This window comes from Sphingobacterium phlebotomi, from assembly GCF_008180195.1.
Taxonomy (GTDB): domain Bacteria; phylum Bacteroidota; class Bacteroidia; order Sphingobacteriales; family Sphingobacteriaceae; genus Sphingobacterium; species Sphingobacterium phlebotomi.
This window is the reverse complement of sequence record NZ_VTAV01000005.1, coordinates 64824-79155: the sequence shown is the minus strand read 5'-3', so window position 1 is coordinate 79155 and position 14332 is coordinate 64824. Positions and strand designations below refer to the sequence as shown.

Sequence of the window (14332 nt, the reverse complement as noted above, 5' to 3'; positions counted from 1 at the left end):
TATTTCTTTTAATGAATCCGATATGTATACCCCAATATTTATACCAATCTAATTGAATTGTTACGCAATCATTTTGGATATGTTCGACACCGTAAATGTTATCCTTAAAACCCCTGTTTTCGTGGATTGCTCACGCCATCTTTTTTACGGAACTTTAAATTTGTTGATATAGGAGGTTAACATGATAAAGAAAAATTGGACAAAACGAATAGCTTGCGCGATGATAGGATGTTATGGATTCATGCTTATTGCCGCCTGCTCAAAAGGCACTTCGGATGATCTTTCCTCAGAAAATGGGTTCAACAGCAAAATGAATGGCAAAGCTTACGTAGGGAAGACAAAGTCGACTTTGTACCTCGAGGGCTCGAAATAACAGCCGGGTCAATTTTGGCTACACGGCTGGAATTAGCCAGTGAAAGCAGCGGTGAATCCACTGGAAATGGAAATGGTTGCAAAAATATCGTTTGGGAGTCTCGTGCGGTTTTCAATATGTACAGTGGAGGCGTCGATCTTATTCGTGTACCTGTATGTTATCCATGATGTTATGCGGAAAGAGTTCTGAGCCGAATATCGCGATGATAGAGGCTTCACTTCCGTGATTTAGCTGTAAAATACCGGTTTTTGGGGATAACGAAAATTGGATCGATCCTATATATTTGTAAGGGACACACGATGATAAAAGGCTTATGAAAAAAGTTCATTTTGATGATATAAAGCATCTGATTTTCGTCAGACATTTATGAGCTTACCGTATCCGAGCTTGCTAAATTCAAAAAAGCACTTCAGCATTTCCAACTGCTGGACAAACATATTAAAAAAAAGAACGAAGGCTTCCGGAAATTTTAGGAGAGAAAGTTATATGAATCCTAGAGAATACATTGAAAAAGCATTGGATCTCCAATTTGGAGATGATCAACAGAAAGCATCGGCCAAACAGCTTTACCAACAAGCTATTCAGGCTTGTAGATCAGAAGACGACAACTTTGAGCATCTATATGCCCATTACGAACTCATGCGCATGCATGCCGACGAAAATACTGAACAAGCAGCCGCGTACGCCAGAAAATGTCTTGAAATCTTAGATTCCGCTATCCAAAGCGGAGCGATCATGCATTTCAGCGAGCAAGGACAGTTTCAAGAGGAGGTCATCCGATATGCCACCAACAGTATAGCTTGGCATACCTGTTTGACAACCGACAACCGGCAAGATCTCCAAGAGGCCCTTGAACTGTTGTCGTTAGGCGAAAACTATGTCGATGCTCCCGAACACAGCTATCTACTGGATACAAAAGTCCGATTATTGCTCAAACTTGACCGTAAAGAGGAAGCCTATCAAATCACGCGCTCCTGCCTAATTAATGATCCTTATGTAAACCACTTTGACGACATCCTTGCAGATGACAATTACCGACAGTGGAAAAAAGAATTTGAGCGTCGTCAACATATCGTTTTCAGTGACGAAGAAAGGCAGTTTTTACAGAAAGCAGAAGCTATCTCCCATAAGATCCGAGAAGGCTTGGCGGAGGCGCAAGCAAGTAGAGAAAACTTTTCCGAAAAAGCACCTACCAAGAATGTCATCGGCAGAGTCGATGCGACGGAAAAATATGGTCTTCCCGACTATCTGCCAGCGGATTCAGCTTATCTTCTTTTTCTTGGCGACCTGCACGTGCAAGGCCCGTTAACCATGGAATGGGTATTTCGGCAAGCCGCTGAGCTTGAAGCCCCCAAAAATATATATGGCATTATTGTCGACGGGGATCTGCTAGTTAACGGAGATATACTTGATGAGAACTATTTACATCTGTACGTACGAGGCAACCTCCAGTGTGACTATTTTTATTCCTACAACGGACAACAAATAATTAAAGGCGATGCCCATATCCTCCAGGGCATATATGGGCAGTATAACGACGGTCAATTGGATATCTATGGAAAGCTACATACGCCTTATATTCTGATAGATGACCACAGCATGCCTGGCAGCGCAGAAGGGGATTTTGTGCATATGCAAGTAAGCGATCATGCTTCCCGTTATGATATAGCAGTGGGCGCGCATCCAAATAAAGATTGGCAATGGATATGGGAATATTTTGAAGATTCCCAGAAACTGTTCGCTCCTGATTTTTGGACGGAACAAGATACTTTTTCCGTCGATCAATTTCTGGCGTACATTAAGGAAGGGAAAAACCCTTTTGCTAGCCTTATGGACAAGCAGCTGAAACAGCATCGTCGATGTTAGCTGGTGGGAACTTCCGTATCTTACGACGACTTCCCGGAACAGCGCAACAGAAATCCAGCCGCTGCCCATTGCAGCATTTGATCATTCGGCAATATGATGTTAGCTGAACGTCCCTTAAGTTATCAGGTGACTTAAACAGATTCAAATACGCGGTGAATACTGCGTATAAACCGCGTATTTTTTGCATATAGTACCCATAAACATGCCCCTCCTACTTTACGGCATTTTTTTTGGAGCTGGCGTAAGAACAGAAGTCAATAAACTTACGGAATTCAGATTATGAGGTTATTAAACAAGGAAAATATCACGGCTACCCTAGAGCGGGGAATCGGAAATACACCATTGCTCAAACTGGAATCCTTATCCTCCACCCTAGACATCCAAATCTATGCAAAGATGGAAATGGGAAATCCAAGCGGCAGTGTCAAAGATCGATCGGCCACCAACATCCTGATCGAGGCGATCCGGAAGGGCGAGATAAATGCGGGGACCACCATTGTTGAGTCTTCCTCTGGAAATATGGGTATTGCTTTGGCCCGACTATGCAAATTGCTGCATTTAGATTCCTATATTGTTGTCGACCCTTACATTAATCAGCACGCCAGAAAATTACTACGCAGTTATGGAGCAAACTTGGTCGAGGTAAATGAAAAGGATAAAAACCAAGGTTACCTCGGCAATCGCTTAAAAAAGGTACAGGAACTTCTAGACACGGTGCCCGATAGCTATTGGACAAACCAATACGGGAATCCCAACGTGCATATCGCACACGAGCAAATATTTCGTGAAATTCTCGACCAGCTTGGCACGGCACCCGACTACATGCTGGTTGCGACTAGTACGTGTGGAACGATCCGTGGCATTGCTGACGCCATCGAGAAGACGGCTTCGTCAACGCGGCTGATTGCGGTGGATGCGGAAGGAAGCATCCTTTTTGAAAACAATGCGAAAGCAAGACACATCCCGGGAATGGGCGCTAGCCACCCATCTGCCTTTCTGCAAAAACATCAGATTGACCATTACACACTTGTCTCCGACTATGAAGCAGTTCAGGGATGTCAAATCATGCGGGAACGCGAAGGCATGTTAATCGGTGGTTCTTCCGGTGCTCTCATCGCTGCACTACATAAATTAAAAAACTATATCCCGACAAACGCGTCGGTAGCATTACTTTTTCCTGACAGCGGAGAACGTTATCTTGATACCATCTACAATGAGTTATGGATCCAGCAAACTTTTGAAAAAGTAATGGCATGATCTGGAAAACTGAACACATTACACCACAGAACGACCTGTATTCCTTTACCCAAGCGTTTAGGAAGAACTCTTCTCCATCGACCGAAAGCAATACGATTGCCATCGTGGGAGGCGGCCCGAAAGGAATGTATGCCCTGAATCATTTTGTTAATCAAATACACCTCAATCCAACCACAAAACACTATCAAGTTTTGTGGTTTAATCGAGATGAGCTATTTGCTTGCGGCCCAAATTACGACATACATCAACCTAATTATCTGTTGATCAACTATTGCATAGGGCATGTGCATGCCTTCCATCCGGCATATCGAGACCTGGAAAACCAAAAAAGCTTTGTAGATTGGCTGACTGCTGTGAAGATTGTCGACACAGCTGTCGAGCCGACCGACTTTGCCTCACGGGCCTTAGTAGGCCACTATCTACAGTGGGTCGCTACCCAAACAATTCGTAACCTTCCATTGCATGTACAAATAGAGCTTATCTCGCAGCCGGTTATCGCGATAACCGATCGGGACTCGAAGGCAACAATAGAAACCAATACCGGGCATTGGGACGTCGACAGCCTACTGCTGACCACAGGTCATTGTTACCAAAACAGTTCCTTAATCGATCACCCGCGAATACCGGCAGCGCAATATATACGCACACCCTACCCCGTCTCGCAGTTTGAGAATATTCCGCCGCAAGCGCACGTTGGTATTATCGGCATAGGGTTAACCTTCATCGATATTGCTCTGGCCCTTACCGAAGGCCGTGGCGGCTCCTTTCAACAGGGCACCTATCATCGCTCCGGAAAAGAGCCTACAATTTATCCCTTTTCCAGGACATCACTTCCTATACTATGCCGTGGTCCGCAATACCAGATGCAACGCACCTTGTATATCTTGACAGAATCACAGTTTAAGAAATGGATGCGTCGGTCAGCAAAAATTGATTTCGTTACGGAAGTACTGCCTTTGATCGAAGAGGAAGTACAACTTGCTTATTACGCGGTAATGTTTAACATTACAGATCTGGAGATGACACGAAATAAGATAACACAAATACCCGTGTCCGAGCGTTTTATGCTAAACGATTTGTTACGACCCGCCTTAAACAGCGAAGAAAAAATCATCCAGTATATCCAGATGAATATTGATGAGGCCCGTAAAGGAGAAGAAAAAAGTCCGCTGATGGCAGCCGCAGCCGTTTGGGGGGAAATATGTACGCATATCGCTGCGTTATACAAGACCGTAGGCTTCACCGGTGCATCCCAGCAGCAGTTGGATCAATACTATTTTGGCGCCTTCAACCGGGTGAGTTACGGTCCACCGATAGCAAACATGGAAAAAATATGTGCTCTGGCTAAAGCCGGCATCATCCGGTTCGGGGCATTGCCCAACCCCACGATTAGCTGGCAGGCCGATCAGCAAACGTTTTCCGTTTATGATGTGAGCGGAAAAGTAATCCAGATACACAGCCTGATTGACGCGCGCATCGCTCGCCCCGCCCTCCAAAAAAGAAATGCCGCACTATATGACAACCTGCTACTGCAAGGGTCTATACGCGCACACGAGAATGAAGATTACATCCCGGGCAGCATGTCCATCGATAAATGCGGGAAATGCACCACGATAGGAGGTCTACCTGTTTACTGTTACGGATCGAATACCGAAGGTGTCTTTTTCGATAACGACACCTTATCGCGAACAAAAAATGATACCGCCTGTTATTGGGTACAAGAGACACTTCGTCAAATGTAAAAAGAACTTTATGGATAACACATTTTTATCACTAACACCCATCCTACATCCTTGGGTGCAAGATATTATAGAACAACCCACGTCTTTGTTTCAAGCGATCGAACGGCAAGGATCGCCTATAAACATACACCACCTATCACCCTTGAAAGAAAACATCAACGCGTATGAAAAGGTACTAAACAAATACCAGATCACTCACAAAATATTCTTTGCACGCAAAGCCAATAAATGCTTGGAAATAGCCCGAGCTGTAGTACAGACGGGTCAAGGGGTTGATACAGCAAGTTACCGTGAACTTCAGCAATGCGTCGAGGCCGGAATTGATAGCCAACAACTTGTGCTTACCGCAGCGGTTAAAAACCGGAAACTTCTTGAACTTGCCCTGCAGCACGACATCCCTGTCGTATTGGATAATGAGGATGAACTGCAACTGGCTCAAGACGTAGCACAAAAAAAGGATAAAACCATGGAGGTAAACATTCGCGTGGGTGGCTTTTTCGTAGAGGGCAAGCGTTTGCCCACGCGCTTCGGCTTTCCCATCGATCGCGCAATCGCGTGTATCAGCGATTTAGCGGATAAATATCCCAATCTCGAATACACCGGTTTACACTTCCATCTCAACGGTTATTCTGTCAAGGAGCGTGTGGCAGCCATCGAACAATCGGTGTGCGTCATCGACGAACTATTGACCTATGGAATCCAGACGAAATCGCTCGACATAGGTGGTGGTATCTTGATGAATTACCTACAATCTGAACAGGAATGGCTCGACTTCCATAAGGCACTACGCGAAGCCGTACTCGGGACACGGTCGGAACTAACCTATCAGAATGACGCGCTCGGTATGGTCAAAATCAACGATCAGCTCTATGGTGAACCCACGGTATACCCCTATTTCAATAAACTGCACAAGGCGAAATTATTGGAAGAGATTCTAACCACGCGCTCTGCTATCTTCAACGTTCCGATCCGCCAATTGTTTACCGAACGCGCCCTAGAATTCCGCATGGAGCCTGGCCGGTCGCTGCTGGATCAAGTGGGTTGTACGGTGGCCAAAGTTGTCTTCCGTAAAAAAGATAGCGAAGGCCGTCTGCTGGTAGGCCTCGAAATGAACCGCACGCAGCTCCGGAGTTCCAGTGCCGATTTTTTGGTAGACCCTATCCATCTGCCGAAACAACTAAACCAGAAGACCGATGATCCTTGCTACGCCTATCTCGTCGGGAGCTATTGTCTGGAACAGGAATTGATCCTTAAACGAAAAGTCTACCTCAAATCGTATCCGGAAATCGGCGATTTGATTCTATTTCCGAATACCGCCGGATATATGATGCATTTTTACGAATCAGAAGCACATCTGTTCGAACTTGCAAAAAACATATTTGTGTAGCGGAGATGATAACAGATTGTCCACGAAAACTAGGATATGGATTGCATGTGTGTTTTCAGTTTTATGCATCTCGTCCGCTATTCCGTATCCCCTTTATTCTTCATAGCCATCAATAAATCATAACTCCCGCGGTCCACTATCTCCATATCCGCCAACAGTTCCGATTTCCCAGGCTCCACATAGCCCTCATAAGTCGATACGACCTCCAAAGGCACCAAGCGAAATACATTCTGGGGAAGCCTTTCAAACACATAACTTTTATCCTCATAAGATACCACACTTGTCTCCGGTATGACAATAGTTTTGTGTTTATACGTTGTAACGATAGCATTGAGATACATGCCTAATGCCAATCTAGACGGCGAGTCCTGAAATTTAGCATATACATCTGCAGAACCATCTTCCTGAATATAATGATTGATTGTCATAATGTTGGCTTTCAAGGGTTGATCAGGATGCGAATTAGTATAGACCGTCAGTTCCTGTCCGTTCTGTATACTCGGTAGGTCCTTTTCAAAAACCTTGATATGAATAATCAATCCCTGTGCATTTACCAGCTCGAACAAGATATCCGAAGGGTTCACATATTGACCTTTTTGGACATTTATATGGCTTACCATACCGTTAAACGGCGCTGTAATGGTCGTCGAACGACTTATATTATTTTCTGCTATCGATGTAGGGTCTAAGTCAGCCAGTATCAATTTTTGCTCCAACGAGCGAATAGCAATACGGAGCTTGTTGTACTCCTCTTCCGCGTTTTCAAACACCCGATCACTACTCGCCTTGTTTACATTTAAATCCTGTTGACGCCTATAATTTCGCTCCGCCGTTTTCAGCTGGGCTTTGGCCATTAAGAAATCTTCCTGTAGTTGCACGTACTTATAGTCTTCCAGTACCGCCAATACCTCACCTTTGCGAAAAATCTGGCCCGGCACAACCCGAATGGCCTTGACATGCCCCCCCAAGGGATGAGATACCGACGTTATATATTCCGGCAAGATATCTACTTTTCCGTTAAACCGCATCGTTTTCGGCATATCCCGGTAGGTGGCCGACGTATAGGAAGGCTCCAACATACGCAGTTGTTCTGCATTCAGTCTGAGGGTATTTTCTGTAGAATCCGTCGTTTTACGCTCTTCTACATTACTTTCTACATTTCCACACCCAGCAAGCTGTAGCAAAATCATGCACATGATGATGACTACTATATATTTTTTGTTATTCATTGCTCTATCAAATAAAATAATTCAGTAATGGTTCTATTTTGTTCAGACACGGCATCCAAATACTTAACTTCTATATCGATCGCTTGATTTGTGAGGATTACCCATTCCAAGTAATTGATATCACCAGCCAAAAACTGTTGTTTCGCCGTATGTAGTATTTTTGCAGCCTGCGGCAGTTGGTTTTGCTCATAACTTGTTACTACAGCCAGCTGCTGCTCCAATTCGATGATCAATTTTCGATGCTCTTTACGCATTTCAGCCGTTTTGTTATCCAGTTGCTGCATTTCGACACGCTCTTTAATTTTTGACGCGCGGATTGCCTTTCTTTGTCCCTGTGTAAAAATGGGAAGCCCCACGCCAATCCGTACCGAATTAAAACGGTCGTTATTGATCCCTTTGAATGACTGGCTGCTAAAACCTAACGACAAATCCGGAAGAAGCCGGCTAGAAGCCAACGCTGTTTCCGCCTCGCTTGTCCGTATCGATTGCTTCAGTAATTGCAATTCGGGGTGAGCTCCTACCATGTCGCTACGGTCTTTAAGGAGATATATCGCTTTAGAATCGACATCCAATGGAACATATTCTTGGTTACCCTGCAATAGCCATTGAAACTCTACTATCGCGTTACGTAAGCCGCTTTCAACCAGTCGGCGCTGAACCGCTATTTGCTCACGCTGTGTTTCAGCGATTGTCGTTTCAAGTACATTAGCTTCACCAAGCTCTAGCCTAAGTTTATTTTTATCAACAAATTCACTATAGATGCTGTCTATATGTTGCAGGATCGCTTTACGATCATACAAAATCTGGATCTGATAAAACACATGACGGACTTCCCGTGCCGTCTGAACAGCCGTCAAGGCTTCCTCCAATTGCGCTGTCTGCGATTCCTCTTTTAACACCTGCTTTTTTTTCGCATAAACCGTAGGGAAACTAATCTGCTGATTCAATCCTAATCGATTATCGTTTTCAAAACCCTCCAATTTACCGTATTCTACATACGCTTCCATTTGCGGTATATCCAACGATGTTTCGGTCAGTTTAGCTTTATACGCACTAAACAATTGTCGGTTTTTTATCTCCAGGTTATTTTGTTTCGCGATTTCCAATGCTTCTTGCAGCGTAATAGGTTGCTGAGCCGACAAACTCCCCCCCGAGAAACAACACAAAGCGAAAACAATAATCTGCACGATTTTGGTATTCATTTTTTTGCTTTTAGTCTGTTCACTTATTAAATAAAGAATGGGTAGTACAAACAAGGTTAGAAACGTGGCTAACATGAGTCCACCGATCACGACCGTTGCCAGCGGACGTTGCACCTCGGCCCCCGAACCCGTGCTGAGTGCCATAGGCAAAAAGCCAAGTGAGGCTACACAAGCCGTCATCAATACTGGCCTGAGCCGCACTTTAGAGCCACGTAACACCACCTGTACAACACTTGTTATACCCTGTTTGCGTAGTCTATTAAATTCAGCGATCAAGACAATACCGTTTAGCACCGCCACCCCAAATAAAGCTATAAATCCCACACCCGCACTGATGCTGAATGGCATTCCACGTAACACAAGAAAATATACACCCCCAATGGCCGACAACGGGATAGCGGTATAAATCAGTAAACTTTGCTTCACAGATCTAAACGCAAAGAACAACAACAAGAAAATAAGACTCAGTGCGATCGGGACAGCAATTCCAAGTCGTTTTTTCGCATGGTTCAAGTTTTCGAAAGCCCCGCCGTAATTGATATTATATCCTTTCGGCAACGGCATATCTGCATTTACTTTCTGTTCCAGTTCCTCGACGATTGATTGTACATCCCGCCCCCGAATATTGAAGCCAACCACGATTCTTCTTTTAGTGTCTTCGCGCTGAATCTGGTTAGGGCTGCTTTTGAGATCCACATCCGCCAGCTGGTACAACGGAATCTGGATACCTGTCGGTGTTGGAATCAATAAATTCCGGATATGTTCTATACTTTGCCGTTTTTCGTCCGCCAGCCGAACGACCAGATCAAAACGCCTCTCCCCCTCGTACAGCATCCCTGCCTGTTGCCCGGCAAAAGCAGCATTGATTACCCTATTTGCATCAGAAACGGAAATATGATGCCGTGCCAGCGCGGATCGGTCGAAATCAATAATAACCTGAGGTGCACCCACAACCGGCTCAATATATAAATCTTCCGCTCCCCGCACCGATTGAATAATTCCTCCAAGACGCTGTGCATAGGCCGCAAGGCTATCCAGATCCTCACCATAGATCTTGCAAACAACATCCTGCCGCGCACCTGTCATCAGCTCATTGAAACGCATTTGCACGGGGAATTGGAATCCGGTAGTCAATCCCGGGATGGTCGTTAACGCCTGACTCATTTTTTCAGATAGTTCCGGAAAGGTCTTGGCAGACGTCCATTCTTTCTTGGGCTTGAGAACCACAATCATATCGCCGGCATCCATCGGCATGGGTTCCGTAGGAATCTCCGCACTCCCAATTTTAGTTACGATTTTTTCAACCTCCGGAAACTGCTCTTTCAGTATTTTGGCAGCTTTTGTCGTTACTTCGATGGTTTTACTGATATTGCTTCCTTGCAAAATACGCATTTCCACCGCGAAGTCACCTTCCTCCAGTGACGGGATAAACTCGCCCCCCATACGAGACAACAATACGGCTGCAAAAACAAACAGTGCAGCGACGATAATTAAAATTACGGTTTTTGCACGCAGTGCCTTGACCAACATCCTACGATGTAGTCGTTCCAAACGATGCATCATACGGTCAGACCAAGTGGGCTTGTCGTTGATCTTTTTACTCAGCACCAATGCACTCATCATCGGAATATAAGTCAATGAAAGAATAAAAGCACCAATCAAAGCAAACGTGACCGTCTGCGCCATTGGCACAAACATCTTACCCTCGATTCCCTGTAGAGAGAATATGGGAAGATAAACTATTAGGATGATTATTTGCCCAAAGACTGCGCTATTAACCATTTTAGTGGCTGATCCCGTAACTTGCTTATTCATTTTCTGCTGGCTTAGCACATGGTTTCCACCTGTGACGCCACGGTGCGCCAGCTGATGCAAGACAGCCTCGACAATAATCACGGCACCATCTACAATCAGGCCAAAATCTAATGCGCCCAAGCTCATGAGATTCCCGCCCACGCCAAACAAGTTCATCATGATGACCGCAAATAGCATGGATAAAGGAATAACAGAGGCAACTAGAAAACCCGCCCTAAAATTACCAAGAAATAATACCAGGATAAAGACGACAATCAACGCACCTTCGATAAGATTAGTTTTCACCGTGCCGATTGTGTTATTGACCATCTTTGCCCGATCAAGAAAAGGTTCTATAACGATTCCTTCTGGGAGATCTTCTTCGATCGTCCGAAGCCTCTCTTTGATGCTTTTTATAACCTCGTTTGCATTTTCACCTTTCAGCATCATCACAATTGCACCGGATACCTCGCCCTGATCGTTATAGGTCATTGCCCCGTAACGGATAGCATGTCCAATCTGTACGGTTGCCACGTCCCGCAACAAGATCGGCGTTCTTTCGTCGGATATCTTGATCGGTATTTTTTCGATATCCTCAATTCCCCCCAAGAGGCCTTCACTACGGATAAAAAGAACCGTTTCATTGCGCTCTATATATGCTCCTCCCGTATTCTGGTTATTCTCTTCGAGCGCCTGGAAAATATCTTGTATGTTAATATGAAAGGACAGTAGCTTATTGGGATCAACAGAAATTTGATATTGCTTGAGTTTGCCACCAAAACTGCTGACTTCCGCGACGCCAGGCGTACCCAAGAGCTGCCGGCGAATAACCCAATCTTGTATTGTCCGCAGTTCCGTCTCATCGTACTGCTTTTCGTATCCCTCTTTTGCCCGGACAATATACTGGAAAATCTCCCCCAGACCTGTAGAAATCGGTCCCAGTTCGGGAATGCCGATTTCATCGGGAATTTCCTCTTTGACCATCTGAAGTTTTTCAGAGACCTGCTGCCGAGCCCAATAGACATCAGTAGACTCGTCAAAAACCAAGGTAACCAAAGAAAGTCCAAAGCGCGAAAAGCTTCGTGTCTCGGTTACACCTTTAATATTGCTGGTTGCCTGTTCAATCGGAAAAGTAACCAGCCGTTCAATATCTACCGCTCCGTAAGACGGCGCAACGGTAATAATCTGTACTTGATTGTTCGTGATGTCAGGTTGTGCATCAATCGGTAGTTTACGTAGCTCGTATAAACCAAAGAGTATCAACCCTATCGTGAACAATGCAATGATGAGTTTATTCTTAACAGAAAACTCAATTATGCTGTTCAACATAAACTGTGCTATTAAAAAATTTAGAATAGAAAATTATACTACACGCTTATTTTCGTGTAGCGACATACTATTGTAAAATCAATTAACAGCTTTTCGGTGGCTGGAATACGTCTGCTAGGTAATTAGAGGAGAAATGGGAGTCGTCCATAATACGGCGACTATCCGGATCTAAAGGTGATGATACCGGCTTTGGTGCCATATGCGATACCGGGATATTAAAAGCGAAGATCATAAGCGTAGAGCCCGTCATAAATGGTAATTGCATATCTCTATCCCAATCGGCATCCTTTTCGTGACCGCCATAATGGTGTACCATAAATTCCAAGAAACCATCATCGTGCTCTAGGTAATGATCCACCAATATCGGTAACTTCAATACTTCCACGAAAGAAGTCGTTGAGAGGATATAACTCATTAAAAAGAATATAGAGACCGCCTTTCTCATTGCAAAGCAAAGGTAAACACACCTTGATTATTTAGATTTATTCTTACATCATTGTTTTGTCATATTTTTCAAAGAGGTATTATCTCCGACTAAGGTAATCTTCCACTAGCTCAAGTTAAGCATCCATTAGTAATGGAAACTTTTATCCATTACTAATGGAAACTTTTGCACATTTGTAATGGACACAAACATGTAGACACTATGGTTATAGAAGAAACAATAGAACAAGTCATCGCTGCTCAACGAGCAAACATGGCATATCGCGGTACAGGGCAACGCAGAGAGGCTCTTTCTTCGTTACCAGATTTAGCTAACTTTGCACTAATCGTATCCGGCGTACGACGTTGTGGAAAAAGCACCCTGCTTTATCAGCTTTTGGATGAGCGATATCAAGATGCACTATATCTAAACTTTGAAGATCCTAGGTTATATGGGTTTGACCTGAAAGATTTTGTACGTCTGGATAAGATCATTGCACGTCTAGGAACCCGTGTTTTACTATTTGATGAAATACAAATTATAACCGACTGGGAACGATACGTACGACAGAAACTCGATGAATCTTTCCAGATTGTTATTACTGGATCAAATGCCAATTTACTGAGTAAAGAACTTGGCACGAAACTCACCGGACGGCATATTACAAAAGAACTCTTTCCGTTTTCTTTTGAAGAGTTTGCTGAATTTACTACTAAAAAGCTTTCTCCGGAGTCTTTGGCAGATTACCTAGAAATAGGTGGTTTCCCCGAATACATCAAACAGGGTATTGAAGATATTCTGCATTATGTTCTAGAAGACATTCTATTACGTGATATCGCCATACGACACAACATACGTGACGTAGACAAACTTCAAAAACTGGCCCTATACCTTATTTCCAATGTGGGGAAGCCGGTTAGTGCCAATAGGCTTAAAAGTACAGTTGATATCGGATCCACCAGCACCGTTACAGAATACTTATCTTATCTTGAGGATAGCTATTTAATACAATTGATTCCCAAGTTTGATTATTCTCTCCGAAAACAGGCAGTTAAACCAAAGAAGGTATATGCTATTGACACCGGGCTCATCAAGGTAAACTCCTCTTCCTTCACAAAAGATGATGAAAGACTTTTAGAAAACCTTGTCTATACACACCTACGACGGTCATATCAGCAGATCTATTATTTCTCAGAACAACGAGAATGCGATTTCGTCGTCTTTGACAAGACTGATATCCAAGCAGCTATACAAGTTTGTTACACGCTCAATCAGGACAATCTTGAAAGAGAAATGAACGGGTTGCTGGAAGCCATGGATTTTTTCGGTCTCGAGGAAGGCACCATCGTGACATTTTCCCAGACAGACCGCTTTGTCGAAAATGAAAAAATAATACATGTTATCCCCGCGCATTCTTATTTAACCACCGATTGACAACACACTCATTAACATACCGCAATATGGCCAGTAGGCTACTGCCGTTATCTAATTTGTCCGTTCTAGAAGCTTGAAACATGGTTAGGGTAAATCGGGCGACATGCTCCGGAAGTCCCTTTGCAACCTGCTTTTTCACCCAGATTTCATCATCCAATACAATTCATTTTACCCTCTTTCCAGTAAGATCAGACGTCTTAACGCAGGAATTTCAAAACTCATACATAAAAGTGTAGCTATCGAACAAAAAGTCGTACATAAAAATGTAGTATTCATACAAAAAGTCGTACATATT

The 14332-nt window shown here is 44.0% G+C and carries 9 protein-coding genes; 6 read left to right on the top strand and 3 right to left on the bottom strand.

The genetic code is table 11. The features are described from left to right. Positions 1–181 precede the first annotated feature (181 nt). The 5 genes from FXV77_RS22100 to FXV77_RS09735 all read left to right on the top strand — a co-directional run bounded on the left by FXV77_RS22100 (position 182) and on the right by FXV77_RS09735 (position 6625). Positions 182–373 carry a hypothetical protein gene (locus FXV77_RS22100; RefSeq protein WP_187444085.1) on the top strand — a complete coding sequence of 64 codons (192 nt, stop codon included), beginning with the start codon at positions 182–184 and terminating at the stop codon, positions 371–373. 486 nt (positions 374–859) lie between these two features. Next, positions 860–2239, top strand: a complete 1380-nt coding sequence (locus FXV77_RS09750; protein ID WP_148919045.1) for a hypothetical protein — start codon at positions 860–862, stop codon at positions 2237–2239. Positions 2240–2518: 279 nt separating this feature from the next. Continuing rightward, positions 2519–3496 carry a 2,3-diaminopropionate biosynthesis protein SbnA gene (gene sbnA, locus FXV77_RS09745; protein WP_148919044.1) on the top strand — a complete coding sequence of 326 codons (978 nt, stop codon included), beginning with the start codon at positions 2519–2521 and terminating at the stop codon, positions 3494–3496. Next, entirely contained in the window at positions 3493–5238 is a 1746-nt protein-coding gene (locus FXV77_RS09740; RefSeq protein ID WP_148919043.1) for an FAD/NAD(P)-binding protein, read from the top strand. The genes sbnA and FXV77_RS09740 overlap by 4 nt, the downstream gene beginning before the upstream one ends. A gap of 10 nt (positions 5239–5248) precedes the next feature. Continuing rightward, positions 5249–6625: an alanine racemase gene (locus FXV77_RS09735; protein ID WP_187444084.1), complete on the top strand. Its 1377-nt coding sequence runs from the start codon at positions 5249–5251 to the stop codon at positions 6623–6625. A gap of 77 nt (positions 6626–6702) precedes the next feature. Here the strand turns inward: FXV77_RS09735 and FXV77_RS09730 are convergent, their stop codons facing one another. From FXV77_RS09730 to FXV77_RS09720, 3 genes are all read right to left on the bottom strand, one after another. Further along, complete coding sequence (locus FXV77_RS09730) at positions 6703–7854, bottom strand: efflux RND transporter periplasmic adaptor subunit (protein WP_148919041.1); 1152 nt, start codon at positions 7852–7854, stop codon at positions 6703–6705. Next, complete coding sequence (locus tag FXV77_RS09725; RefSeq protein WP_148919040.1) at positions 7851–12179, bottom strand: CusA/CzcA family heavy metal efflux RND transporter; 4329 nt, start codon at positions 12177–12179, stop codon at positions 7851–7853. Before FXV77_RS09725 ends, FXV77_RS09730 begins: the two co-directional genes overlap by 4 nt. Positions 12180–12261: 82 nt before the next feature. Next, on the bottom strand, positions 12262–12594 hold the full coding sequence (locus FXV77_RS09720) for a hypothetical protein (RefSeq protein ID WP_148919039.1): 333 nt from the start codon (positions 12592–12594) through the stop codon (positions 12262–12264). Positions 12595–12825: 231 nt separating this feature from the next. Here FXV77_RS09720 and FXV77_RS09715 point away from each other — a divergent pair, with 231 nt between their 5' ends. Continuing rightward, entirely contained in the window at positions 12826–14037 is a 1212-nt protein-coding gene (locus FXV77_RS09715; protein ID WP_148919038.1) for an ATP-binding protein, read from the top strand. Positions 14038–14332 lie beyond the last annotated feature (295 nt).

Bases quoted from the DNA above. Each gene is read 5' to 3' on its own strand.
- FXV77_RS09725 (WP_148919040.1), bottom strand. From the start codon at position 12,179: ATGTTGAACAGCATAATTGAGTTTTCTGTTAAGAATAAACTCATCATT.
- FXV77_RS09750 (WP_148919045.1), top strand. From the start codon at position 860: ATGAATCCTAGAGAATACATTGAAAAAGCATTGGATCTCCAATTTGGA.
- FXV77_RS09735 (WP_187444084.1), top strand. From the start codon at position 5,249: ATGGATAACACATTTTTATCACTAACACCCATCCTACATCCTTGGGTG.
- FXV77_RS22100 (WP_187444085.1), top strand. From the start codon at position 182: ATGATAAAGAAAAATTGGACAAAACGAATAGCTTGCGCGATGATAGGA.
- FXV77_RS09730 (WP_148919041.1), bottom strand. From the start codon at position 7,854: ATGAATAACAAAAAATATATAGTAGTCATCATCATGTGCATGATTTTG.
- FXV77_RS09740 (WP_148919043.1), top strand. From the start codon at position 3,493: ATGATCTGGAAAACTGAACACATTACACCACAGAACGACCTGTATTCC.
- sbnA (WP_148919044.1), top strand. From the start codon at position 2,519: ATGAGGTTATTAAACAAGGAAAATATCACGGCTACCCTAGAGCGGGGA.
- FXV77_RS09720 (WP_148919039.1), bottom strand. From the start codon at position 12,594: ATGAGTTATATCCTCTCAACGACTTCTTTCGTGGAAGTATTGAAGTTA.
- FXV77_RS09715 (WP_148919038.1), top strand. From the start codon at position 12,826: ATGGTTATAGAAGAAACAATAGAACAAGTCATCGCTGCTCAACGAGCA.